Below are 24,864 nucleotides of genomic sequence, written 5' to 3'. Positions count from 1 at the left end.
GCGCATCGAGCCACCACCCATCACGATGGAGAGATGTCGAACGATCTGGTCGTGACGACCACGTACGGACCGGTTCGCGGCACCCGCGGGGACGGTGTCGACATCTGGCGGGGCATCCGCTACGCGTCACCGCCGGTCGGTGAGCTCCGGTGGCGGCGTGCCCGACCGCCCGAGCGTCACGACGACGTCGTCGACGCCACCACCTTCGGGCCGGTGTGTCCGCAGGAACGCAACCCGGCGATCGGGCTCGGCAAGGACGCCTCGATGTCGGAGGACTGCCTGTTCCTCAACGTCTGGCGCCCCGACGCCGACCGGCCGCTGCCGGTGATGGTGTGGCTGCACGGCGGTGCGTACGTGTTCGGCAGTGGAAGCCAGCCGTTGTACGAGGCGAGCACGCTCGCCCGCCGCGGCGACGTCGTGGTGGTGACGCTCAACTATCGACTCGGTGCCCTGGGTTTCGTCGATCTGACCTCACTCGACGAGACCAGACCCGAGGGCGACCCGCGCCGGTTCGAGTCGAACGTGGCGCTCAGCGACGTCCTGCTCGCCCTGCAGTGGGTTCGGCAGAACATCGCCGCGTTCGGCGGGGACCCGGACGCGGTGACCGTGTTCGGCGAATCGGCGGGTGCGGGCATCGTCACCACACTGCTGACGATGCCGGCTGCGCGAGGGCTGTTCCATCGCGCCATCGCACAGAGCTCTCCGGCCACGTCGATGTACGACCACGAGCGCTCGGCCGGCATCGCCGCGCGGGTCCTGAGCGCGCTCGACCTCGGACCCGCCGATGCGGCGCGCCTCGAGACGATAGACGTCGATCGGATCACCGAGGCGACGATGAAGGTGTTCACCGACGTCCCCGCCGACAGTCCGGGCACCATCGCATTCGCCCCGGTCATCGACGGTGATCTGGTGCCCCGCCATCCGATGGACGTGTTCCGGGCCGGCGACTCGCTGCGGGTGCCGCTCATGATCGGGACCAACAAGGACGAGGCCGCCTTGTTCAAGTGGATGAAGTCCCCGCTCATGCCCATCACGCCTGCCGACATCGAGCGGATGTTCGCGTCGATGATCGTCGAGTATCCGGACGTGCAGTTGCCGCCCCGTGCACAGATCACCTCCGCGTACTCCGGCATGCGACCCAAGGTCGCCGGCCTCGGCGTCGCCCGCGACATCGCGTTCCGCATGCCGACCGTGTGGCTCGCCGAGGCGCACGCGCAGCACACCCCCGTCCACCTCTACCGGTTCGACTGGGCCACCCGGATGCTGCGGGCGTTGCGGGTGGGCGCCACGCACGCGACCGAACTGCCCTACGTCTGGGGCAACCTGGTGGCCGGCCCCGCCGACATCACGTTCAAGCTCGGCGGACGAAAGACCGGCGAGGCGATATCGGAGCGCATGCAACGCCGCTGGACGTCCTACGCACACCGCGGCAACCCGGACGACGGCGGCGCACTGCGGTGGCCGGTCTACGACGCACAGACCCGGACGTCGCTCGTGATCGACGGCGACGACCGGGTGGTCGACGATCTGGACCGCGAGATCCGCGACGCCTGGGGTGACGAGGTGCTCAGCTTCCGTTGAGGTGGCCCCCGCGCCATCCGGTTCGCTGTGCTGAAGGCGTCGTTGTTGCTGGTAATGGTCGCTTCCCGATAACTTTTGTGACTCAAGCCATCACGATGTGCCTGCGGATGCAAAGACCGCATACATTGGGTCACTGCAGTCACACATCACGACTCTCGCGCCTTCTGCGGGGGAAAGGCGGTCAACGACATGGACCGGGGTTTCAAGAAGTCGGGCGTTCAGGTTTCGCGGGGGAAGATCGTTCGTCGCGTGCTCGGGGCCGGGTTCGCCGGCGCGGCGATGGCCGGCGCCATGGCATTCGCGGCGGCGCCTGCGACCGCGCAGCCGCTGCCGACGATCGAGCCGACCGTCGAGAACGCTGCGCCGACACTCGACAACATCAAGCTCGGCATCGACAAGGCGGTCGAGGACAATCCGGAGCTGGCGCCGCTCGGCGAGTTCGCCCTGACACTGTTCCCGGAGTACTGACACTTCGACGCATGCTGGACCGAGACCCGCCGCAGGTACGCCTGCGGCGGGTTTCGTCGTTGTGGGGTTCGTCGCGGCCCGGTCGGCGACGCGGATCGCGCCTGCTCACGCGGGTCGGCTCGGTTGCCGCGGGTGGTCGACGGACCGCGCGAACCGAGACGGACCGCGCGAACCGAGACGGACCGCGCAAACCGAGACGGACCGCGCAAACCGAGACGGACCGCGCAAACCGAGACGGACCGCGCGAGCGTGACCGGCCCGCGCGAGCCTGTCTAGCCGGACTCGCCCCGGCACTCGTCGGGGATGTCGGTGTGCGGCAGGTACGTCTCACGTTGGGAGTCGCTCAACCGGGGCGTGGTGTCGCAGATCCACCTGCTCGCGGTGGCGAGGTCGGTGGTCTGCAAGTGCACGCTGCCGGTCACGTCACCGGCGGTGATGATGGTGTCGTCGCTGTACATGTGATCGGGGAACTGCCACCGCGTGGTGGTGTCGGTGGTGGACATCAGCGGCACGATGGACTGCTGGGCACCGAGTCGCCCGTCCTCGAACACGAAGGTCGTCAGGTGGTGGGTGGTGGTGCCGACGACCAGCCGCATCGGCGTCAACGACAACGTTGCCGCGTGGATGTTCGGTTTGCGCTCGATCAGAACGGTGCGACCGTCCCGGACGTCCCAGGTGGTCAGATCGCGTGCCGCGATGATCAGCGTCTCGCCGTCGCGGCTGAACACGGCCCGAGCCGCCGGGCTCGTATCGTTGATCACCGCCGACGGCGACGTCTGGTCCCGGTCGAGATCGTAGAGATAGGTCTGCTTGTCGTCGGAGGTCACCGCGAGGTGGCGGCCATCCGGACTGAACGCGACGCTGCGGATCAGATCACTCGGACCGGCGAGCGGCGCGCTGATCGGCACCGGCCGCCGCGGGTCGGCGGTGTCCCACAGCTGGACCGTGGTGTCGGTGGCGCCGGCTGCGAGGATGTCGGCCTGCGGGGCGAACGCGATCGCGTTGGTGTAGCGCGTCGAGACCCGTAGATCCGCGGTCGCCCGCGGCGACGAATGGTCGCCGATGTCCCACAACTGCACCAGTCCGCCGTTGTTGTTCGCGGTGGCCGCCAGCGTGCCGTCGGCGTTCACGCTGACCGACGGGTGATCGTTCACGCGACGCTGGATCGGCGTGCGGGACTGTCGCACCCACCCGTCCGCGCCGGTCGACCACACGTTGAGCGTGGTGTCGGTGCCCACCGTGGTCAGCACGCTGCCGTCGGCGTCGTTGGCGAGACCGGTGACGGTACCGCCGCGGTCGGGCATCACCCCGGACGGCAGGTGCCACAGGTCGATGGCGCCGTCGGAACGGCCGACGACCATGCTGGTGCCGTCGGGACTGAACACCGTCGAGAACGTCCGGACCGACCCTTGCTCGGGCGTGCCCTGAGTGCTCGACGACTGCAACGTCCACTGGGTCACCGGCATGTCCGGGTCGACGGTGTTCCACACGGTCACCCGGCCGTCGGCGCGGGCGGATGCGAGCTGGTCGCCGTCGTCGTCGAAGGAGATCGACCACGACCCCGCAGTGGTGTTGGGCAGCGAGGTGGACAGCGCAGTGGGCCGCGACGGTGTGGACACATCCCACAGCTGGGCGTTGGGGCTGTCGCCGGTCACCGCGAGCGTGCGGCTGTCGGGGCTGAACGCCACCGCATGGGTGATGCTCGGAAAACCGGTGATGGCCGGTGTCGCCGGGATCGGGACGTCGCCGTCGCGGGTGTCGTAGAGGCGGACGACGCGGTCGTCGCCGCCGGTGGCGAGCAGTCGGCCGTCCGGGCTGTACGACACGGTGCGGGCAGCGGCGGTGTGCGCGTCGAGCACGGTGGTCTCGCGCAGCGCGCCGGTGTCGTCGACGGCGTAGATGGTGACGGTGCCGTCGTCGGAGGAAGCGGCGAGATGGGAACCGTCCGGTGCGAACCGCACCATGTAGACCGTGCCGTGGCCCGGACTCACCGACGTCCGCTGGCGTGGCGCCGACGGCGTGGCGATGTTCCAGATGCGGACGGTGCCGTCGCCGCTGCCGGTCACGAGCAGTGGCCGGGTCGGATGGAATGCCACCGAGGTGAGGTAGTTGCCGTAACCGCGCAGCGTCGACACCGACTGGTAGGAGCCACCCGCGGTCCGCTCCCACAGCCGCGCGGTGCGGTCGCCGCTGGCGGACGCGAACATCGAGCTGTCGGCGGAGAAGTTGACGTCGTACACCGGCCCGGAGTGGCCGCTCAACGGTTCCGAGAGGGGGCTGGTGGCGGCGCCGAGAACACGCTGGCTGACGGTCGGGTCGTCGGGGTAGAGGTCGAGCGCGACGAGCAGCAACCGCGCCGCCAGCGACGGATTCGTCTGCTGCAGGCTGTCGATGTGGGAGAGCAGGGCGGCGCGCTCGGCGTTGTTGCGCTGCTGCGTCAGGTCATGGGCTTGCCGGAACCCGATCGCCGCGGTGATCGTCGAGACCACCGCGAGCACCACGACGACAGCGATGGACAGCATCTGGATCAGTCGTCGTCGGCGCTGCTGGGTGACCGCGGCATCGAGGAATTCCTCGTTCTCGGTGGTCAGTAGGTGCTGGTAGCTGCGTCGCAGCGCATCCCGGTGCCGGCGGGCATCGTCGAGGCGCGACCCGGTGTAGAGGAACGACCGGCTGCGGTCCGTCTCGAGCCACGCGACCGTGTCGGTGGCCAGCTGTTGGCGCCACACGTGGATGCCGGAGTCGGCGGCGATCCACTCCGCGAGCCTCGGCCACGACGTCAACACGACGTCGTGCACCAGCATGATCGAGTCCGACGTCACGATGAGCAGGCGTGCCTGCGCGAAGATGTCGATGACCGCCGAGATCCGCTTCGGAAACCGATCTGCGATGGTCTCGGTGTGCAGTGGCACACGCAGCGCCACCCCACCGGGACCGACGTGGACCAACGCCAGCAGCAGGGCCCGGGCCAGGTTCCGGTCCTCCGAATCGACCGCTGACCACGCCGCCTCCGCGGTGTCGGCGACCGCTCGGGCGATGCCGCCGGTGGCCCGGTATCCGGAGATCGTCATGCGGTTGCCCGACCGCCGTGACCAGGTGGCCGCCAGCACGTGCGCCAACAGCGGCAGACGTCCGGCGCGGTCGCCGATCGTCGACGCGGCGTGCAGGTCGCTGATCATGACGTCCGCGAGGCCCGACTCGATCCGGCCCCCCGCGAGCCGGACCGGTCCGGTGATGACCTCACGAAGCTGGGCGCCGGTCATCTCGGAAACGATCACGCAACGCGATTGCCACGCCTGCGCCAGGAACGCGAACTCCACGCATTGGCCGAAGAAGTCGGCGCGCACGCCGATCACCACGACCGATTCTGCCGACAGCTCCTCGACCGCGCGCATCGTGTCGACGAGGGTTTCCGGCGCCTGCGCGAACACGTTCTCGAACTGATCGAGGACGATGACGTCGCACACCTCGTCGCCGACCGGATCCGGGGCGACGACGACCCCGCCGTCGTCGGTGAGGGGATCGACGCGGACACCGCTCGTGGTGATGGCGGCGCGGCGCGGTCGGACGATGCGCCGATCGCGGGCGAGTCCGGCATCGAGGAGTGACGACTTGCCGGACCCGGAGACCCCGGCGACAACGACGAGACGCGGACCGGACGGCGCGACGGCGGCATCGACGATGGCGTCCACGAGCGTCGAGACGAGATCGTCGCGGCCGAAGAACACGGCGCTGTCGGCCGCGGTGATCGTGGCGAGGCCGGCGTAGGGCCGCGCCACGGTGGTGGTCGTCGCGGGACCCGGTGGATCGTCGGCATCGGTTTCGGTGAGGTGTTTGTCCCACAGTTCGCGCCACTGCGGGAGGTTGAGTACATCATCCTGGCCGTCGGCGACGGCGCGCGCGGTGAGCCATAGCAGCAGCGGTTCGACGGTCGCGAAATCCCGCGGCAGGTGGCGGCCGTTGCGCCAGTCACTGATCCGTTGCGCCGACACCGTGGACCGCGCCGCGGCGGCACGCAACGTGGGGCGTCCAGCCTGTACGAACAGGCGCGCCAACGCACTACCGAAGTCCACTCACCATCACCGAAAACCCCCGACCGACAATCTCGCCCCATCATGCTCCGTCGGATGCCTCGACCGCCATTCGAGTGAGCCGGAACACGCTGGTGAGCGGGTCTATCGATGGGGTTCCATCGTGCCGGAGGCCGTCCGGTGTCCGGTCCGGAATGTTCGATTCCACCCTGAACAGCACATTTGGGCGCCGGACGGGCTGGGCACTGGCAGTCGAAGGGTGGACGGAGTGAACTACAGAGCAACGCGCGAGACCGCCATCGAGCGCGTGGCTGCAGCCGTTGCACGACGCGCGGTGGCGCGACGGACGCCGCTTGGTCGGGGGTGCGGGTCGCGCAACGGCTGCAGCCAACCTTCCCGGTTAGGATCGCGGCATGGCACGCGTCCACTTGAACGGCTCGTCCACACTGCCGGCCGCCGGGTTCGCCTACAGCGCGTCCGTGTCTCCGGGGCCGCTGTTGTTCACCGCCGGCATCAGCCCGCTCGACGCCACCGGGTCGGTGGAACCGACCGGCGATGTGGTCGGTCAGACCCGCACCTGCCTCACGAACCTGCGGACCGTCCTCGCCGAGCAGAACGCATCGATGGCCGACATCGTCAAACTCACCATCTACGTCGCCGAGAATCTCCAAGCCGATCTGGTCGTCGCATGGGCGGCGGTCGTCGCCGAGTTCGGCGAGCCCGTTCCGCCGGCCATGATGCTCGGCGTGACCGTGCTCGCCTATGACGACCAACTCGTGGAGATCGAGGCGATCGCCGCCCCGCCCGCGTGATGGCCGCGCGGCCCGCGATCGACGACGAGGCCCGACGCCGCCGGCTGCAGCGACGACATCTGCTCGCGGTGAACAGTCGAGCGACGACGGTGACGGCGGCCGCCGATGCCGTCGTCGGCCTGCACGCCACGACGGCGTCGACTGTGTACCTGTCGGCGTGGGCACGCGTCGACGGCTTCGAGCCCGACGCGATGGACGACGCCCTGTACACGGACCGGACCCTCGTCAAGCAGCTCGCCATGCGTCGCACCCTGTTCGTGTTCGGGCACGACACGCTCGCCGAGGCGATCGGCGCGGTCGGGCCGCGCGTCACCGCATCCGAGCGGACCAACATGCTGCGCGATCTGCGGCGCAGTCCCGACTTCGACGATCCGGAGGGCTGGATCGACGCTGCTCGCGCCGCCGTCCTCGCCGATCTCGCCGACGGCACGGCCCGGACATCGACCGAGTTGCGCGCCCGCAACCCCGCCCTGGACGGTCACATCGTGTTCGGCGAGGGCAAGTCGTGGGGCGGTCGCACCGCGATGGGGCCGCGGGTGCTGAACATGATGAGCGCGGCCGGCGAGATCGTGCGCGGCCCGAACAGCGGACGGTGGACACTGTCGCGGCCGTCGTGGGTGTCGATGCAGTCGTGGCTCGGGCATCCGCTGCCGCAGGTCTCCGCCGCCGACGGGCACCGCGCACTGATCCGTCGATGGCTGCGGACGTTCGGGCCGGGCACCGAGACCGACATCGTGTGGTGGCTGGGATCCACTAAGCGCGCCGTGCGCGCAGCGCTCGCCGACCTCGACGTCGTCGAGGTCGATCTCGACGGCGGGTCTGTCGGCTATGTCCTCGCCGACGACGTGCCTGGGACGACCGCATCCGACGACGACGTGGAACCGCAGGCGGCGCTGCTACCGGAACTGGATCCGGCAACCATGGGATGGAAGCAACGCGGCTTCTATCTCGGTGACCACGCCGCGCAGATCTTCGACAGCAACGGCAACGGAGGCCAGAGCGCCTGGTGGGACGGACGCATCGTCGGCGGCTGGCGTCAGGTCGACGGCGGGCGGATCGAGGTGCAGACTTTCGAGACGGTGTCCCGGGAGGCCGCCCGGGCGCTCGCCGCGCGAGCCGACGAACTCGCCGAATGGCTGGGCGAGACCCGTCTGACGGCGGGGTATCCGGCGCCGTTCATGAAGCGCTGAGCCGCGGCGCCGTCGCCGCGCGCGAGCATTCACAGCAAGCTCCCAGCAATCATGCAGATCCGTGGCAGCCTGGTCGGAGAAGGTGGTGACATGAGCGAATCCGACATCTCGGCAGCTGGGACTTCGGCAGGCGGGCGCGGTGCCAAGGTCCTCGTCGTCGACGACGAGGAGAACATCCGCGAGTTGCTGTCCGTCTCGCTCAAGTTCCAGGGGTACGACGTGGCGACCGCGGCCAACGGCCCCGCGGCGCTCGACCGGTGCCGCACGTTCAAACCGGCCGCGCTCATCCTCGATGTGATGATGCCCGGAATGGACGGTTTCGGCCTGTTGCGACGACTCCGGGCCGACGGCATCGAGGCGCCGGCGCTGTTTCTCTCCGCGCGTGACTCGGTGGAGGACAAGATCAACGGCCTGACCATCGGCGGCGACGACTACGTGACCAAGCCGTTCTCCCTCGAGGAGGTCGTCGCTCGTCTGCAGGTACTGCTGCGCCGTGGCGGATTCGACGAGCAGGGCGCGGAGTCGGCGCGCATCACCTTCGCCGACATCGAACTCGACGACGAGACCCACGAGGTGTGGAAGGCCGGGGAGTTGGTGCCACTCTCGCCGACCGAGTTCACCTTGCTGCGCTACTTCATGGTGAATGCCGGAACGGTGCTGTCGAAGCCTCGCATCCTCGATCACGTGTGGAACTACGACTTCGGCGGCGAGGTCAACGTCGTCGAGTCCTATGTCTCCTACCTGCGTCGCAAGCTGGACACCGGCGACAAGCGGCTGATCCACACCCTGCGCGGAGTCGGGTACGTCATGCGTGAGCCCCGCGGGTGACCACCACCCCGGCGGCCGAGCCGACCGGCCATCCCGTCGGCCCGGCGACCGGCGGCCATGGCAGACGCGGTGTACCACTGCGGCTGTCGCTGGTCGGGTTGACGCTGGTGCTGGTGGCTCTCGGACTGTTCGCGTCCGGCGTTGCGGTCACCTCCGCCATGAAGCAGGACCTCATGTCCCGGACGGACGAGGGGCTGACGTCGGCGGTGGAGACCTGGGCGAAACCCCGGGAACCCGTCAGCCAGTTGCCGGGACCGCCGTTGGGTCCTCGTCGCCCGCCGTCGCAGTACTACTCGATGATCGTGACCGCCGACGGCGACACGATCGTCAGCAACGACTTCTCGCATCAACCCGACCTCGACGACCTGCCCGCCGGGGACGTCGGGCCGACGACGATCGACTCCGAGGGCGGCGACGGCCCGCAATGGCGAGTGATCAAGGATGAGAACCCGTTCGGCGTGTCGGTCGTCGCGACCCCCCTGACGGATGTGCACGACACGCTGTCCCGACTGATGTGGCTCCAGCTCGGCATCGGTGCGCTGGTCGTTCTGGCGCTCGGCGTGCTCAGCTATCTGCTGGTTCGATCCAGCCTTCGGCCCCTGCGACGAGTGGAGGAGACCGCACACGCGATCGCCGCAGGCAACCTCACGATGCGGGTGCCGCCGTCACCGGAGAACACCGAGGTCGGCAGCCTCTCCGCGTCGCTGAACACCATGCTCGGTCAGATCCAGCGCGCGTTCGCGCGGACTGCGGCGTCGGAGCGACAGGCACGGTCGTCGGAGGAACAGGCGCGCGCATCCGAGGAGAAGATGCGGCGATTCATCGCCGACGCGAGTCATGAACTGCGAACCCCGCTGACCTCGATCAAGGGATTCGCCGAACTCTACAAACAGGGTGGCGTCCCGGATGCCGCCGACGCGATGAGCCGCATCGACACCGAGGCCGGCCGGATGAATGTGCTCGTCGAGGACCTACTGGTCCTCGCTCGCCTCGACGCCCACCGCCCGATCGAGAAGCAGCCGGTGGACCTCCTGGCGGTCGCCGCCGATGCGGTACAGGGGGCCACGGTGGCCGCCCCGCAACGGGACATCCGGCTCCATGTCGGTGACTCCGACGAACCGCCGATGGTGACGGGCGACGCCCCGCGGTTGCTGCAGGTGCTGCGCAACCTGATCAACAACGCCATCGCACACACTCCGGCCGACGCGTCGATCACCACCGGCATCGAGATCGATCGCACCGCCGGCCGCGACGACGTCATCGTGACCGTCACCGACACCGGGCAGGGCCTCACCGACGACGAGGCCGCCCACGTCTTCGAACGGTTCTACCGCGGAGACTCCTCGCGTCAGCGCGGCGATCGCGGCGGCGGAAGTGGACTCGGCCTGTCCATCGTCGCGGCATTGGTGGATGCCCATGGCGGGACGGTGGGGGTCGACTCGACACCGGGTGAGGGGGCGACTTTCTGGGTCCGCTTGCCGCGGCGGGACGAGTGAAACGATGAATTCCGTCGGCGGGCGCGGTCGATACTCGTAGGAGCGAGAGGAGTACACCCATGCCTGCACACACGCCACCCGTCGTCGACGACCAGACCTGGCGGGATGCCCTGGCCGATCTCCGAGTCCGTGAGAAGGCGGCGACGCGGGAACTCGACGCCATCGCCGCACAGCGACGACGCCTGCCCATGGTCGAGATGCCGGACTACACGCTGATCGGCGCCGACGGGCCGATCCGGCTGGCCGACATCTTCGCCGGGAAGTCGCAGCTGATCGTCTACAACCACATGTGGACCGACGGCGCCGAGTTCCAGTGCGGCGGTTGCACGAGTCTGACCATGCAGTTCACGCGGCTCGACTTCCTCGACAACTACGACGCGCGGTTCGTGATCGTGACCAACGGGCCCATCGAGGAGGCGCTGGCCTACAAGGCGAGGGTCGGCAACAAAATGGACTGGTACTCGTCGTCGGAGAGTACTTTCGGTGCCGACGTCGACGCCGCGCCAGGAGAGGGCTTCGCCGTCAACGTGTTCCTCCGCGACGGCGACACCGTCTACCGCACCTGGCACACCAACGGGCGCGGAACCGAACAACTGTCGTACACATTCGCGCTGATGGACCTGCTGCCCTACGGCCGACGAGAGGAGTGGCAGGATTCGCCGGACGGCTGGCCGCAGACGCCGACCTACTCGGGCTGGCTCGATTCCCCCGACATCGCGCGGCTGTACGGGGAGTGATCGGGGTCCAGTCAGATCAGTCGGCGCAGCGTCGCGAATTCGCGCACGTCGTCACGGAATCGGTCCAGGCTGACCAGTGTGTACATGCCGTCGATCTGGCGGTCCGCCCACAGCTGGTGGATGCGGCGGAGGTCGGATTGCCGTGACTTCCAGCCGATTCCGTCGATCACCGCGAGGACGAGCTGTTTGGGCAGCCGGACCTCGGCCATCTCCTCGATCTCGCGCACCGCGTCGGTGAGTTTGCTGCCGGTCGAATCGAACCCCTTCGCCGCAACGACGATGTCGGCGGTCTCGGGGTCGCCGATGATCAGGTCGGCGGGCGCGGTGCGCCCGTTCCGTCCGGTGAACCGGGATCGTGTCACGTAGTCCAGGCCCAGATCCTGCGCGATGGCCTCGATCTCGTCCTCGATGCGTCGGCCCGACGCCCCGGCGCGCGTCGCGGTGACCCGGCTGCCGGCGCGGGCGACGAGAATGTCGGCGAAAGTGAACGTGCGGGCGAGTTGGGTTCGCAGCATCCGTACCAGGTCGAACTCGGTGTCGAGCCAGGTCACCAGATCGACGGGCTGGGTGCGGGCCACACCGTGCCACCCGGTGGTGCCGAACCGATCTCGCAGAACGTTTTTCAACTTCTCCTGCGACAACCCGACCGCCAGCCCCAACACCGGTACATCGCCTGGGTGATCGCGCACCCACGCGGCGAGGCCGGCGATGTCGGTGTCGAGCAGCTCGCCGAGGGTGCCGGTGGCCGCCACGATCCGCTCCGCCTCCGGGGTCGACGCCGTCGGATCGACGTGAGAGGTCAGGCGGCCCAACGTCTTCAGATAATCGTCGAAGTCTCCGGCGTCACTCATCGCCCGCGACACCCTTTCCGTTGGTCGAGTAGCCCGCGCCACCCCCGCCGTTGGTCGAGTAGCCCGCGAGGTACGAGCGTGCGTATCGAGACCCCGCTACCTCCCGCCGACAACGAAACACCTTCCGGCTCAATCCCGCCCGATGAACAAGTACTCACTCACATCGCGCCGGGTGGCGGCGACGTGGGTGCCGAAACTGTACTTGTGGTCGATCGCGATCACCTCCACAGACGGCTTGACCTTACCCAGCAGGTCGATGATCCGGTCGGCTCCGGGCAGCGCGTTCGACGAATAGGACAACACGATGGCGCCCGCGTTCTCGAAGTGCTCGAACGTGCGGAGGAGCGCGTCGTCGATCGAGTGCTTGTACGCGAACGGTGTGTAGCGCTTGGTGAGCTTCTTGGTCTTGGTGTGCTCCATGATGGTCATGCCGCGCCAGTACGCACTGAGACCTTCGAGGAAGTGGTACCGCTTGATGTAGTCGTTGTCGTCGGTCGGCGGCGCATAGGGGGGATCGAGGTAGACGAGGTCCGGGGGACCGTCCAGCGCGCTGAGGTCGAGGTCGAAGATATCGCCGCTGACACTGCGATTCGACCTTCCGTTGCTGAACACGGTTGCGTTGTACTCGGCCGCTGACCGCGTGCGGAAATGATCGCGCAACGACATCCGCAGGTCACGGCGGCCGTCGGCATACCGTGAGGAATCGGTGAAGGTGAACACGCCGCGTGGCTGCTTGCGGGCCGCCGACAGCACCAGGGCCGAGATCGCCAGGTCCCGGCGGTAGCCGCGCAACCGGTCGATGTGCGACCACGCCGAGTCGAGGAACGCGCGGTCCTCGGCGTCGAAGTAGAGGCCGTCGAAGGTGGAGCGGATGAAGTCGCGGTCGTCGGCGGGTGGACCGCAGATCTCCTCGATCAGCTCCGGCTCCAGTCGCACGCTCGAGTTGGCGACCGTCGCGCGGGTGATGATGTGGGGGAACGTCAGGAAATCGTTGCTCAGGACTTGAAAGCCCTGAGCCTTCAACAGATACGACACGACCCCAGAGCCGGAGAACGCGTCGACCGCGGTGGTTCCACCGATCTCGGCAAAAGTGCGTTCGAGGTGCGGCAGGAGCCGATACTTGGAGCCCATGTAGCGCAGCCGAGGGAAGCGCTGCGCCGACTCGACGACCTCCGACGACGACACCACGCTGTGGACCCGCGCCTGCGCACGACGGGTGAACTCTGGTCGACTCACACGGAAAAGAATGTCATGGACCTCCGACAGGACGGGCACAACACGGCGGGCGCGCCCGACCTCGCGGCTACAGTGATGCCCATGGCTTCCGTCTTCACCAAGATCATCAACGGCGAACTCCCGGGACGCTTCGTGTGGAAGGACGGCCAGGCCGTCGCCTTCCTCACCATCAACCCGGTCACCCCGGGCCACGTGCTGGTCGTCCCGCGCAAAGAGGTCGATCACTGGGAGCAGATGGACACCGCGACGTACACCCACCTCGCGGATGTGTCCCAGCGGGTGGGCCGGGCGGTCAAGGAGGCATTCGGGGCAGACCGCATCGGCACGATGATCGCGGGACTCGAGGTGCCGCACGTGCACATTCATGTGTTCCCGCTGGCCAGCATGGACGACTTCGATCTGGGCAATGCGCAGAAGGACCCCGATCCGGCCGCGCTCGACGACGCCGCGGAGAGGATTCGCGCCGCGCTCCGCGGAACCGGCTACGGGGAGTACGTCGCCGACGCCTGAGCAAGCTCGCTCCTCAGGGACCGGGTGAGGCGCTCCGCGGGTGCCGCGTCAGACCGAACGATGGACGAGCAGCGGGGACACCGCGGCGGCGCCGGCCTCACGCAGCGCGGCGGCAGCAACCGTGATCGGCCAGCCCGACGACGTCTCGTCGACGACGAGCAGCACGTTCTGTCCCGCGACATCGGGCATCTCGCCCAGATGGTCGCGCCAGTAGGAGGCCTCGGTGGCGCCGGTCGCGTCACGACCTGGTGGATCGCCCATCCGCACCGGGATCGTCAGACCGGGCCGACGCCCGACCCGACACAGATGCTCGGCGACCTTGTCGGCCAGTGCCGTTCCGGTCAACCGCAATGCGGCGATGACGTCGGGACGCGCACCGGACTCGCGCACCCAAGCGCTCAGGGTGGCGACCGCCGCGTCGCCGAGGTCGGCAACTGCTTGGTCGTCGCCGCGGCGCGCACCTGCCAGCAGGTCGGCCCACTCGGGTGCGTCGGCGTGCGCGAGGACCCGCCCGGTCTCCGCGGCGAGACCGGCCGGAATGCGGCCGCGGGTGCCGAACGACCCACCGGGCCACATCTTGCGGGGTTCGAGCAGCACGGCCGAACGACGCAGGGCGCCGGTGATCGTACGCACGATCTCGGCCGAAACCTCCGCCGACAGCGGTTCGGTCAGTTGTCCACGACACACCGAACACCGGCCGCACGGTTGTGCCTCCGGGTCGTCGAGCGACGATGTCAGCAACTGCATCAGACATTGCCGCCCCGCCACGTAGTCGCGCATGATGTCGGCCTCACGCCGTCGCACACCGATCACGCCGTCGTAATGGTCGTGGTCGTACGACCACGGAGTCCCGGTCGCTGTCCATCCGTCCGGTCCGCGGTCGGTGGCACCGTCCACCGACAGCTGCTTGAGCATCAATTCGACACGGCCCCTACGGAATCCGGTGGAGGCCTCGAGTTGTGGCACCGACATCGGGCCGTCCGCCTCGTCGAGAGCGGCGAGGAGGGCCGTCATCTTGTCCGGGTCGGGGATGGTCGCGGTGGCGAAATAGTCCCAGATGGCGTCGTCGGTGCGGGACGCCAACAACATCACCACGGCGTCGTCGAGTGCGCGCCCCGCACGCCCGACCTGCTGATAGTAGGAGACCGGTGACGGAGGGGAACCGACGTGCACCACGAAGCCGAGATCGGGTTTGTCGTAACCCATCCCGAGCGCCGACGTCGCGACCAGCGCCTTCACCTCGTTGCGTAGCAACGCGTCTTCGAGTTCGTGGCGGCGTGCTGCGTCGAGCTGTCCGGTGTAGGCGGCCACCGGGACATCGTCGCCGTGCACAGCCGCGATGGCGGCGACGAGCCGATCGGCGTCGGCAACGGTCAGTACGTACACGATTCCGGACCCAGGTAGGTCGGGCAGGTACTGCGCCACCCACCCGTACCGCTCGATCGGTGACAGGTCGTCGATCACGTTCAGATGCAACGACTTACGGGCCAGCGGGCCGCGCAGCACCAGGGTCTGACCGCCCAGTTGGGCCGCGACGTCGTCGGTGACCCGGGCATTGGCGGTCGCGGTGGTCGCCAACACCGGTGTCTGCGGATTGAGTGTCTGCAGCACATCGGAGACGCGGCGGTAGTCGGGGCGGAAGTCGTGACCCCAGTCGGAGATGGCATGCGCCTCGTCGATCACCAGCAGACCCAGTCGGCCGGCCAGCGCGTCGAGCACCCGGCGGCCGAACCCCGGGTTCGCGAGCCGCTCCGGCGACACCAACAGGACGTCCAGATCTCCGGCGCGCAATTGCGCCTCGATCACCGACCAGTCGTCGAAGTTCGACGAGTTCAGCGTCGCCGCCCGCAACCCCGCACGTTCGGCCGCGGCCACCTGATCCCGCATCAACGACAGCAGTGGCGACACGATCAACGTCGGACCCGAATGGTGTTGATTCGGCCCGCTCGCTTCGCTCCCGGCGCCGGCTGCACGCAGGATCGCCGTCGCCGACCAATACACCGCCGACTTACCCCACCCGGTGGCCTGCACCACCAGCACCCGGGCCGCGGGCTCGACCAGCGCGGACACCGCGGTGAGCTGGTCGTCACGCAGGCGCGCCCCGCGCCCGGCCAGACTCTCGATCACCCGGTCGGCGGCCGCTTGCTGATCGGGGGTCAGGGTCGCTGCTGCGGGAGACATGACGCCAACCTATCTGCTCGAACCGACACGCTCAGGCCGCCCGTCGGGGCCTGTGGACAGCGAGCCGATCGTTCACAGGAAGCTGACAGCGTCGACGCAGAGTAGGCGAAGCTGCGCGGCCGATTCTCGTACTCATGACAGCAGAGCCAGAAATCCTCCCGACGGTGGGAGAGCGGGTGCAGATCGTCGCCGACAGCTCGACACCAGCACCCGTCCTCGACATCGTCGTCCCTGTCTACAACGAAGAGGCCGACCTCGCCGGATCGGTACGACGGCTTGTCGACCATCTGCGCGCCGCCGTGCCCTACCCGGCCCGCATCACCGTCGCCGACAACGCCAGCACCGACTCGACCCTGGCGATCGCCACGCAGCTCGCCGACGAGATCGACGGCGTGCGGGTGGCCCATCTGGAACAGAAGGGCCGCGGGCGCGCACTCAACGCGGTGTGGCAGGCCAGCGACGCCCAGATCGTCGCGTACTGCGACGTCGACCTGTCCACCGACCTGAACGCGCTGATGCCGCTCATCGCTCCGCTGATCTCCGGGCACTCCGACGTGGCCATCGGCACCCGCCTGTCGCGCTCCGCCCGCGTGGTCCGGGGACCCAAACGAGAGCTGATCTCGCGCTCGTACAACCTGATCCTCAAGACGACGATGCGGGCGAAGTTCTCCGACGCGCAGTGCGGGTTCAAGGCGATGCGCGCCGACGTCGCCCGCCGGGTGCTGCCCTACGTCGAGGACACCGGCTGGTTCTTCGACACCGAACTGCTCGTGCTGGCCGAACGCATCGGACTGCGCATCGCCGAGGTGCCCGTCGACTGGGTCGACGACCCCGACAGCACCGTCGACATCGTCGCCACCGCCATCGCCGATTTGAAGGGCTGCGCCCGAGTCGGATACGCATTGGCCGCCGGCCGGCTGCCGATCGCCCAGTTGCGTGCGGCCGTCGGCCGCGACCGCGCACCCGGACCCGAGATCGACGGCGTCCCGCACGGCCTGATCGGCCAGCTCGCGCGCTTCTGTGTCATCGGTGTCGCCTCGACCGCCGCGTACGCGATTCTCTACCTGCTGCTGCACGCCTTCCTCGGCGCCCAGGTCTCCAACTTCGTCGCCCTCGCCATCACAGCCGTCCTCAACACGGCGGCAAACCGTCGCTTCAGTTTCGGCGTGTCCGGTCGCGACGGCATGCTGCGTCACCACTTCTTCGGGCTGGGCGTGTTCGCGTTCGGCTGGGTGGTCACGGCGGGATCGTTGATCGTGTTGCACGGCGTCGCCCCCGGGGCGTCGAAACATGTCGAGCTCGCCGTGCTCGTGGTTGCGAATCTCGTCGCGACCATCACCCGGTTCGTCGGCCACCGCTGGGTGTTCCGCACCCACCCGACCGGCGCGCCTGCCGCCGCGGTCGACGGAGCCGCCGAATGAGCGTCATCGACACGACATCTGTGATGACCGCCGAGCCGGCCACGCCTGAGCGCAAGCGGGAAGCGGGGCTCTGGCAGCCACTCTCGGTGGTCGCTCTGTTGGTGGGTACCGCAGTCGCCTATCTGTGGAATCTGTCGGCCAACGGTTGGGCCAACTCGTTCTACTCCGCGGCGATCCAGGCGGGCTCGGAGTCGTGGACGGCCTGGTTCTTCGGGTCGTCGGACATGGCGAACTCCATCACGGTCGACAAACCTCCTGCCGCGCTGTGGATTCCGAGCCTGTCGGTCCGGATCTTCGGACTGAACTCCTGGTCCGTCCTCGTTCCCGAGGTGCTGATGGGCGTGGCGTCGGTGGCGCTGCTGTACCTGATCACCAAGAAGTACTTCGGCCACTGGCCCGGCATCCTCGCCGGTGTCGTACTGGCCGTCACGCCGGTGGCGGCAATGATGTTCCGCTTCAACAACCCCGAGGCCCTGCTGATCCTGCTGATGATCGCCGCGGTCTGGGCGACGCTGAAGGCGATCGACGACGGCCGACTCCGATGGATGATCCTCACCGGCGTGTTCGTCGGATTCGGATTCCTCACCAAACAGCTGCAGGTGATGCTGATCGTCCCGCCGCTGGCGATCACGTATCTGGCGTTCGGGCAACACACCTGGATCAGGCGCATCGGACACCTCTTCGCGGCGTTGGGTGTCCTGATCGTCAGCGCCGGCTGGTGGATTCTCGCCGTCGAGTTGTGGCCGGCGACGTCCCGGCCGTACATCGGTGGCTCGCAGAACAACTCGATCCTGGAACTCACCCTGGGCTACAACGGCCTGGGCCGCCTGAACGGCAACGAGACCGGAAGTGTCGTGCCCGGTGGCGGATACGGAGGACCCGGCGGTGGCGCCGGCGGCGGGATGTGGGGCGACACCGGCTGGCTGCGGATGTTCGAGCCCGCGCAGGGCGGTCAGATCGCCTGGCTCATCCCGACCGGGCTTCTGCTCCTCGTCGCCGCCCTCGTCCTGATCGGCAAGGCCCGACGGACGGACCCGCGCCGCGCCTACCTCGTGGTGTGGGGACTGTGGCTGCTCGTCACGATGGCGGTCTTCAGCTTCATGGCCGGCATCTTCCACAGCTACTACACGGCCGCGTTGGCGCCTGCCGTCGCGGCGGTGGTCGCCGGTGGCGCGACGGTCTGCTGGTCGCAGCGTCATCGGCTCTGGGTGCGGATCGTGCTGGGGACGGCGGTCTGGATCGCTGCGATCTGGAGCTTCGTCTTGCTGGGCCGTTCACCCGACTTCGTGCCGTGGCTGCGGTGGATGGTGCTGTTTGTCGGCCTGTTCGGCGGCATCCTGATGTTGGTCGCGCACCGGACGTACCTGTCGGCGGTGGCCGTGGTCGCCGCCCTCGGTGCCGGCGTGGCCGGCCCCATCGCGTACACCGTCGACACGATCGCGACACCGAAGCAGGGCTCGATCATCAGTGCCGGCCCGCGTGCGGAGGGTGGATTCGGTCCGGGCGGGGGCGGACCCGGTGGCGGTGGCCCCGGCGGTGGCGGACCGCGCGGTGGAGCCGGAGGACCGGGCGCCGACGGGGCACAGGCAGCCGGAACCGCGGGCGGTCCCACCGCCGGCGCCGCCGGGACGATGCCCGGTGCCGGCGGAGGCATGGGTGGTCCCGGTGCCGGAGGCGCAGGGGGAGCCGGCGGACCCGGTGGCCTTCTGATGGGCTCGCACCCCGGCGACGAACTCGTCGCGATGCTCCAGGAGGACGCCGACCAGTACACGTGGGTCGCCGCCGCGGTCGGTTCCAACGAGGCGTCGGGATACCAGCTCGAGTCGGGATACTCAGTGATGCCGATCGGCGGTTTCAACGGCACCGATCCGTCGCCGACGCTGCAGCAGTTCCAGGAACTGGTGGCGGAGAGGAAGATCCACTACTTCCTCGGCGGCGGTCGCGGATTCGGCAACACGGACGAGTCGCAACCGTCAGCGCAGATCGCCGCGTGGGTCGCCGACAACTTCACCGAGACCACCGTCGACGGCACCACCGTCTACGACCTCACGGCGCCCACCACCTGACGTCTGGCCCGCGTTCGTCCGCCCGATCCGGGTAGCTCCTCCGGAAACGTCCGGGGAAGGAACACATTCCTGGCGGACGAACGCGGGTGAACTAGAGTCGGGATCGTGCGCGTACTCGTGATCGGCTCGGGCGGCCGCGAACATGCCCTGCTCATCGGACTTTCGAACGACCCCTCGGTCACCGAACTGCACGCCGGCCCGGGAAATGCAGGCACATCGGCGATCGCGACCAACCATCCGGTCGACATCGTCTCGCCCGACGCCGTCGTCGCGTTGGCCAAGCGTGTCGAGGCCGACCTGGTGGTCATCGGCCCCGAGGTTCCGCTGGTCGCCGGGGTGGCCGACGCGCTGCGCACAGCCGGGTTCGCCACCTTCGGCCCCGGTGCCGAGGCCGCCCGCATCGAGGGATCGAAGGCCTTCGCCAAGGACGTGATGTCCGCGGCCGGGGTGCGCACCGCCCACAGCGAGATCGTCGACAACCCCGCCAAACTCGACGCCGCACTCGACCGGTTCGGGCCGACCTGGGTGGTCAAGGACGACGGTCTTGCCGCCGGCAAGGGCGTCGTGGTGACCGACGACCGGTCGGCAGCGCGCGACCATGCCGCCGAACTCCTCGAGAACGGGCACCCGGTGCTGCTGGAGAGCTTCCTCGACGGCCCCGAGGTGTCGCTGTTCTCACTGGTCGACGGCGAGAACGTCGTCGCGCTGATCCCGGCACAGGACCACAAACGCGTCGGCGACAACGACGCCGGGCCCAACACCGGCGGCATGGGCGCCTACACGCCCCTGCCGTGGCTGCCCGACGAGGTGACCCGGCAGATCGTCGACGACGTGGTCAAGCCCGTCGCCGCCGAGATGGCGCGCCGAGGCACGCCGTTCTCCGGCCTGCTCTACGCCGGCCTCGCGATCGGCAAAGACGGTCCCGCCGTGGTCGAGTTCAACTGCCGCTTCGGCGACCCGGAGACACAGGCCGTGCTGGCCCTGCTGGAATCACCTCTGGGACAGGCGCTCAACGCGACCGCCACCGGCACCCTCGACAGTCTTCCGCCGCTCGAATGGGCCGACGGTGCGGCCGTCACGGTCGTCGTCGCCGCGGAAAACTACCCGGGCAAACCGCGCACCGGCGACGTCATCACGGGCGCCGACGGCGAAGGCGTCCTGCACGCCGGCACGGCACGCGGCGACGACGGGTCGGTGGTCTCCGCCGGCGGCCGGGTGCTCGCCGTCGTCGGCACGGGTGCCGACCTCGCCGAGGCGCGCACCCAGGCCTACGACCGCATCGCGAAGATCAAACTGCCGGGCTCGCACTACCGCACCGACATCGGCAAAGCCGCCCTCGAGGGCCGCATCAGCATCTGACCAGGCCCGGACGCCAGGCGGCGTGGGTCAGCGGGCCAGATTCCGGCCGAGGAACTCCACGTGATCGGGCAGAACGCTGCGCCAGTACCGGTTCGTGTGCCCGCCGGCCGACGTCCCGAAGGCAGCGGGTGGGTGCAGGCCAGCGGCCCACTGGCGGGTGTAGGTGAAGAACTGGTCCGACGACCCGATGCAGATGAGCAGCGGGATCTTGGTGAAGGCGTCCTGCCGACCGAACAGCGAGTTCGCCCGGTAGTCCTCCAGCGAGTCGAACGCCCGCGGCGGGAAGTTGCGCGGATCCGCCCACAGTGCAGGCGAACTCACCGCCACGGCAGACACCTTGGGGGCACCCAGCAGAGACCCGAGACGCAGTGCCCCATACCCACCCATCGACCAGCCGAACAGACCGATGCGCTCGGTCGACAGGTTGAGGTCCGGATTCGACTCGAGCATCGGTAGGAACTCGTCGAGAACCATCGCGCCGCCGTCGGTGCCGTCGGTGCGTGCATGGAAGTAGTTGCGGCCGGCGTCGGCGGCAGCGAGTGCGAACGGCGCGCCACCGGCATCGACGTAGCGTTGGAGCACGTTTTGCATCTGCAGCTTCGACGAGAAGATCGACTGCTCGTTGGTGTTCAGGGCGTGCAGCACCACGACGACGGGGAGCCGACCCGAGACCCCGACCGGACGCGCGACCGCCCAGCGGGTGGACCGGCCACCCATCTTCGCCGAGGTGAAACTTCCGGTGACCAGCTGCGGACCCTCCGTGGGGATCTCGGGTGGGCTGGCCTCCTGGGGGAGGACGTCGTCGGCTGCGGGGGTCTCGAGATTGCGCGGTTCGACGGTGGTCGGCTCGTCGGTGGAGCATGCGGCCAGACCGGCCGCCATGGCGGCTCCGAACCCGCCGACGAGGACGGAACGGCGACTGGCCCGACCGGGACGATGCCCGGTCGGGCCAGTTGTCGTGCTCGTGATCGCCGTGCCGCGTTCGGGCGTCCGTTCGGAGGTCATTGCCTCCACAGCGTACTGGCGATGAGCGTCCGCGTCGGGCCGGGTCAGGCGACGCGGCGCCGCGAGTACGTGCGCAGGGCCGCGGCGTAGGACACGACGGCGATCCCGACGCTCCAGGCCAGGGCGGCCACGACCGTTCCGGTTCCGATCGGTGTGTCGCCGAGGAGACCGCGCAGGGTTTCGGTCACCGGTGTGAACGGCTGGTATTCGGCGAACTGCTTCAACCCCGGCGGCAGGGTGTCGACGGGGACGAATCCACTGCCCAGGAAGGGCAGCAGGGTCAGCAGCATCGGGGTGTTGCTCGCGGTCTCGACGGTCTTCGCCGACAGTCCCAGATACACCGCGAGCCAGATCAGCGCGACGGAGAACAGGACGACCAACCCGAACGCGGCGAGCCATTCGATCGGGGTCGCCGAGGGCCGGAATCCGAGCGCGACGGCGACGGCCAACACGATCGCGATGCTGGCGATCGTCTGGATCAGACTGCCCAGGACATGGCCGGTCAGCACCGACGATCGGCTGATCGGCATGGTGCGGAACCGGGCGATGATGCCCGACGTCATGTCCATCGCCACGGTGATCGACGTGCCCTGGACGGCGGCGGCGATCGTCATGAGCAACACACCGGGGACGACGTAGTCGAGGTAGGCCGCACGGCCGGTGTTGCCCGAGGCGCTCGTCATGTCCGCGCCCAACTGACCGCCGAACACGAACACGAACAGGAGTAGGAAGACGATCGGCATGCCGACCAGCAGCACGGTCATCGACGGGTAGCGGATGATGCGTCGCAGGCTGCGACGCAGCATGGTGGCCGAGTCGGCGGCGGTGTGGGTGAGGGTGGTCATCGCGGGACCCCTTCGGAGTGTGTGGTGGTCTGATCGACGGCTACCGGTTGGTCGGCGGCCTCGGTGCCGGGTCCTTCGGATGCCGGCCGGTGTCCGGTCAGGGCGAAGAACACGTCGTCGAGAGTGGGGGTGTGAATCGACACATCGGCGAGTTCCAGATTCTCGGATTCGATGCGGCTCAACGCCTCCCGGAGAGTGCGAACGGTGTTGTCGGTGGGGACGTCGACCCGTCGGCCGGCCGCATGCGCCACTGCGTCAGGGAATGTCGCGGCGGCGCGGTCGAAGTCGGTGTCGTCGGTGAAGACCAGCCGCACCGCGGCGCCATGGACGAGTTTCTTGAGGTCACCCGCGGTGCCCTCCGCGACGATTCGCCCGGCGTCGAGGACGGCGATCCGGTCGGCCAACTGGTCGGCTTCCTCCAGGTACTGAGTGGTCAGCAGGATCGTCACCCCGCTGTGCGCGAGACCGGCGATGGTCTCCCAGAGGTCGCGGCGGCTGCGCGGGTCGAGACCCGTCGTGGGTTCGTCGAGGAAGATGACATCGGGTGTGGACACCAGCGTCATCGCCAGGTCGAGTCGCCGTTTCATGCCGCCGGAGTAGGTCGACACCGGCTTGTCGGCGGCGTCGGTGAGACCGAACTGCGCCAGCAGATCGTCGACCCCAGCTCCTCCGGCGGTGCGGCCGAGGTGGCGTAGATCGGCCATGAGGCGCAGGTTCTCCCGCCCGGTGAGCAGGTCGTCGAGGGCGGCGAACTGCCCGGTCACGCCGATCACCGAGCGGATGCCGTCCGCGTCGTCTTCGAGGTCGTGCCCGCCGACCTCGACGGTCCCCGCGTCGGCGGGAAGCAACGTCGAGAGGATGTTCACCGTGGTCGTCTTGCCGGACCCGTTGGGCCCGAGGAGTGCGAAGACCTCGCCCGCGGCGATCGTCAGGTCGAGTCCGTCGAGGACCACTTTGTCCCCATAGGTCTTTCGCAGTCCGCGCACGGCGATGGAGTTGACGGAGTGGGTGGTGGTCATCGGTTCACCTCGTTGTCGTCGGGTGCTGCGGCGGCCGGGTCGGTCAGTTCGCCCGAGGCGATCAGAGATGCCCGGTGTTTCTTCCACTCCTCGTACATGACGGGGATGCGGTCGACGAGGAACTCCGCGAGCGCGAGCACCTCTTCGAGGGTGGCGCGGCGTTCGGGCGGAGCGTCTTTCAGTACGGCGAGGCCTTCTCGTGCGAGGTCGGCGAGTTCGTCGTACTCACTGGTGTCGAAGCCGAGCGCCCGTGCCGACGACAGGTCGACGCGGACGCGATCCATGCGTTCACCCGCCGTGCGGGACCGCTTGAGGATGCCGAGGTTCTCGACGGAGTTGATCGCGCCCGCGATCGCGGAGCGGCTGGCGAGCAGGGCATCGGCGAGTTCGCCGATGGTGGGGTTCGGCGGGTCGCACACCGTCAGATAACCGATGAGCCGACCAACCATCGGCGGAAAGCTGAACCGGGTCGCGTAGTAGCGCGCCATGTGGTCGGCGAAGGTGAGCTGCTCATCCGAAGGCATGAACAGAGTATGCAGTAATAACTGAGATAACACAAATTTGTGTCATCTCAGTTATCTGGTGTTGTATCGCCTGGCCGAAGAACCCGTCAGACGGCTGGTTCCTGGGTGTTCGGTGGTCCCCACCGGGGGCGTTCCACCTGCGCGAATGCCGGCGACGTAGCGAGGGTGGTGACTGCCTTGAAAAGCCGAATCGCCTCGTCGGTGCCCGGGATGTCGGTCAGGACGGGGCCGAAGAACGCCTGACCGTCGATCGCGGTGATCGGACTACCTCCGCTGTCACCGAGGGTGTCCTGGCTCTGGCGGTGGGAGCCGCGCACCGCGCCGTCCCATCGGGGGTCGTCGAGGGCTGGCGTGAGTGTTGGGTCCAGTCCGCATTCCGTCAACGCGGCACGTGCGACATCATCGGTCAGGTCGAGACCCTCGACGTGCAGGCGGCGGCCGAGTGCCATGTACAGCCCGCCCATGTCATCGGTTCCGGTGGCGGCGGCCACCAGCCGGCCGACTCGTCGGGAGAGTTCCAGCTTCTCCGCCTGCGCGCCGTCGGCGTCCTGCCCCTCGTTCAGCACGGCCAAACTCATGAGTCGCCACGTGACCCGGGCGTCACCGCGCTCGGATACACCTGCCAGCCATCGTGACGTCACCCATGTGAACGGGCAGATCGGATCGGCGTAGACGTCGATATGGGGTGTGCTCATCGTCGTGCC

20 protein-coding genes are annotated in these 24,864 nt (G+C 68.5%); 11 read left to right on the top strand and 9 right to left on the bottom strand.

Annotated features, from left to right (window positions below; translation table 11 throughout):
• Positions 1 to 33 precede the first annotated feature (33 nt).
• Together V1Y59_RS02895 and V1Y59_RS02890 are read left to right on the top strand one after the other, a co-directional pair.
• Entirely contained in the window at positions 34 to 1,581 is a 1,548-nt protein-coding gene (locus V1Y59_RS02895; RefSeq protein ID WP_330503333.1) for a carboxylesterase/lipase family protein, read from the top strand.
• A 189-nt stretch (positions 1,582 to 1,770) separates the two neighbouring features.
• Positions 1,771 to 2,049 (top strand): hypothetical protein, encoded by a 279-nt coding sequence (locus tag V1Y59_RS02890; protein WP_330503332.1) that lies wholly within the window; start codon positions 1,771 to 1,773, stop codon positions 2,047 to 2,049.
• A gap of 272 nt (positions 2,050 to 2,321) precedes the next feature.
• Here V1Y59_RS02890 and V1Y59_RS02885 read toward each other — a convergent pair whose 3' ends face one another.
• Positions 2,322 to 6,122 carry an nSTAND1 domain-containing NTPase gene (locus tag V1Y59_RS02885; RefSeq protein ID WP_330503331.1) on the bottom strand — a complete coding sequence of 1,267 codons (3,801 nt, stop codon included), beginning with the start codon at positions 6,120 to 6,122 and terminating at the stop codon, positions 2,322 to 2,324.
• A gap of 371 nt (positions 6,123 to 6,493) precedes the next feature.
• On the opposite strand from V1Y59_RS02885, the gene V1Y59_RS02880 reads away from it, so the two are divergent.
• The 5 genes from V1Y59_RS02880 (at position 6,494) to V1Y59_RS02860 (ending at position 11,143) form a co-directional block, all read left to right on the top strand.
• Positions 6,494 to 6,892 carry a RidA family protein gene (locus V1Y59_RS02880; RefSeq protein ID WP_330503330.1) on the top strand — a complete coding sequence of 133 codons (399 nt, stop codon included), beginning with the start codon at positions 6,494 to 6,496 and terminating at the stop codon, positions 6,890 to 6,892.
• Positions 6,892 to 8,082 carry a winged helix DNA-binding domain-containing protein gene (locus V1Y59_RS02875; RefSeq protein WP_330503329.1) on the top strand — a complete coding sequence of 397 codons (1,191 nt, stop codon included), beginning with the start codon at positions 6,892 to 6,894 and terminating at the stop codon, positions 8,080 to 8,082. Before V1Y59_RS02880 ends, V1Y59_RS02875 begins: the two co-directional genes overlap by 1 nt.
• 90 nt (positions 8,083 to 8,172) lie before the next feature.
• Positions 8,173 to 8,910, top strand: coding sequence for a response regulator transcription factor (locus tag V1Y59_RS02870; protein ID WP_330503328.1), 738 nt, complete (start codon positions 8,173 to 8,175; stop codon positions 8,908 to 8,910).
• Positions 8,907 to 10,406 carry a sensor histidine kinase gene (locus V1Y59_RS02865; protein WP_431309086.1) on the top strand — a complete coding sequence of 500 codons (1,500 nt, stop codon included), beginning with the start codon at positions 8,907 to 8,909 and terminating at the stop codon, positions 10,404 to 10,406. The genes V1Y59_RS02870 and V1Y59_RS02865 overlap by 4 nt, the downstream gene beginning before the upstream one ends.
• Before the next feature lie 59 nt (positions 10,407 to 10,465).
• Complete coding sequence (locus V1Y59_RS02860) at positions 10,466 to 11,143, top strand: DUF899 domain-containing protein (RefSeq protein ID WP_330503327.1); 678 nt, start codon at positions 10,466 to 10,468, stop codon at positions 11,141 to 11,143.
• An 11-nt stretch (positions 11,144 to 11,154) separates the two neighbouring features.
• On the opposite strand, the gene V1Y59_RS02855 is transcribed toward V1Y59_RS02860, so the two are convergent.
• Together V1Y59_RS02855 and V1Y59_RS02850 are read right to left on the bottom strand one after the other, a co-directional pair.
• Entirely contained in the window at positions 11,155 to 11,994 is an 840-nt protein-coding gene (locus V1Y59_RS02855) for a hypothetical protein (RefSeq protein WP_330503326.1), read from the bottom strand.
• Between the two features lie 129 nt (positions 11,995 to 12,123).
• Entirely contained in the window at positions 12,124 to 13,230 is a 1,107-nt protein-coding gene (locus tag V1Y59_RS02850; protein ID WP_431309085.1) for a DNA adenine methylase, read from the bottom strand.
• Positions 13,231 to 13,311: 81 nt separating this feature from the next.
• Here V1Y59_RS02850 and V1Y59_RS02845 point away from each other — a divergent pair, with 81 nt between their 5' ends.
• The gene (locus tag V1Y59_RS02845; RefSeq protein WP_330431391.1) at positions 13,312 to 13,740 is read left to right on the top strand and encodes an HIT family protein; all 429 of its coding nucleotides are present in this window, start codon (positions 13,312 to 13,314) and stop codon (positions 13,738 to 13,740) included.
• A 48-nt stretch (positions 13,741 to 13,788) separates the two neighbouring features.
• On the opposite strand, the gene V1Y59_RS02840 is transcribed toward V1Y59_RS02845, so the two are convergent.
• Positions 13,789 to 15,921, bottom strand: a complete 2,133-nt coding sequence (locus V1Y59_RS02840; RefSeq protein ID WP_330503325.1) for a RecQ family ATP-dependent DNA helicase — start codon at positions 15,919 to 15,921, stop codon at positions 13,789 to 13,791.
• 134 nt (positions 15,922 to 16,055) lie between these two features.
• Between V1Y59_RS02840 and V1Y59_RS02835 the strand changes: the two genes are divergently transcribed.
• The 3 genes from V1Y59_RS02835 (at position 16,056) to purD (ending at position 20,767) form a co-directional block, all read left to right on the top strand.
• On the top strand, positions 16,056 to 17,342 hold the full coding sequence (locus V1Y59_RS02835) for a bifunctional glycosyltransferase family 2/GtrA family protein (protein ID WP_330503323.1): 1,287 nt from the start codon (positions 16,056 to 16,058) through the stop codon (positions 17,340 to 17,342).
• The gene (locus V1Y59_RS02830; protein ID WP_431309084.1) at positions 17,339 to 19,408 is read left to right on the top strand and encodes an ArnT family glycosyltransferase; all 2,070 of its coding nucleotides are present in this window, start codon (positions 17,339 to 17,341) and stop codon (positions 19,406 to 19,408) included. The genes V1Y59_RS02835 and V1Y59_RS02830 overlap by 4 nt, the downstream gene beginning before the upstream one ends.
• 105 nt (positions 19,409 to 19,513) lie before the next feature.
• Positions 19,514 to 20,767: a phosphoribosylamine--glycine ligase gene (gene purD, locus V1Y59_RS02825; protein WP_330503322.1), complete on the top strand. Its 1,254-nt coding sequence runs from the start codon at positions 19,514 to 19,516 to the stop codon at positions 20,765 to 20,767.
• Positions 20,768 to 20,794: 27 nt separating this feature from the next.
• Here purD and V1Y59_RS02820 read toward each other — a convergent pair whose 3' ends face one another.
• From V1Y59_RS02820 to V1Y59_RS02800, 5 genes are all read right to left on the bottom strand, one after another.
• The gene (locus V1Y59_RS02820) at positions 20,795 to 21,772 is read right to left on the bottom strand and encodes an alpha/beta hydrolase (protein WP_330503321.1); all 978 of its coding nucleotides are present in this window, start codon (positions 21,770 to 21,772) and stop codon (positions 20,795 to 20,797) included.
• 44 nt (positions 21,773 to 21,816) lie between these two features.
• The gene (locus V1Y59_RS02815; protein ID WP_330503320.1) at positions 21,817 to 22,617 is read right to left on the bottom strand and encodes an ABC transporter permease; all 801 of its coding nucleotides are present in this window, start codon (positions 22,615 to 22,617) and stop codon (positions 21,817 to 21,819) included.
• Positions 22,614 to 23,636, bottom strand: coding sequence for an ATP-binding cassette domain-containing protein (locus V1Y59_RS02810; protein ID WP_330503319.1), 1,023 nt, complete (start codon positions 23,634 to 23,636; stop codon positions 22,614 to 22,616). Before V1Y59_RS02810 ends, V1Y59_RS02815 begins: the two co-directional genes overlap by 4 nt.
• The gene (locus V1Y59_RS02805) at positions 23,633 to 24,160 is read right to left on the bottom strand and encodes a GbsR/MarR family transcriptional regulator (RefSeq protein ID WP_330431383.1); all 528 of its coding nucleotides are present in this window, start codon (positions 24,158 to 24,160) and stop codon (positions 23,633 to 23,635) included. The genes V1Y59_RS02810 and V1Y59_RS02805 overlap by 4 nt, the downstream gene beginning before the upstream one ends.
• An 86-nt stretch (positions 24,161 to 24,246) precedes the next feature.
• Entirely contained in the window at positions 24,247 to 24,855 is a 609-nt protein-coding gene (locus V1Y59_RS02800; protein WP_330503318.1) for a mycothiol-dependent nitroreductase Rv2466c family protein, read from the bottom strand.
• Between the last annotated feature and the right edge of the window lie 9 nt (positions 24,856 to 24,864).

Source organism: Gordonia prachuapensis, from assembly GCF_036350515.1.
Classification (GTDB): Bacteria; Actinomycetota; Actinomycetes; order Mycobacteriales; family Mycobacteriaceae; genus Gordonia; species Gordonia prachuapensis.
This window is presented reverse-complemented; position numbering and strand designations above follow the sequence as displayed.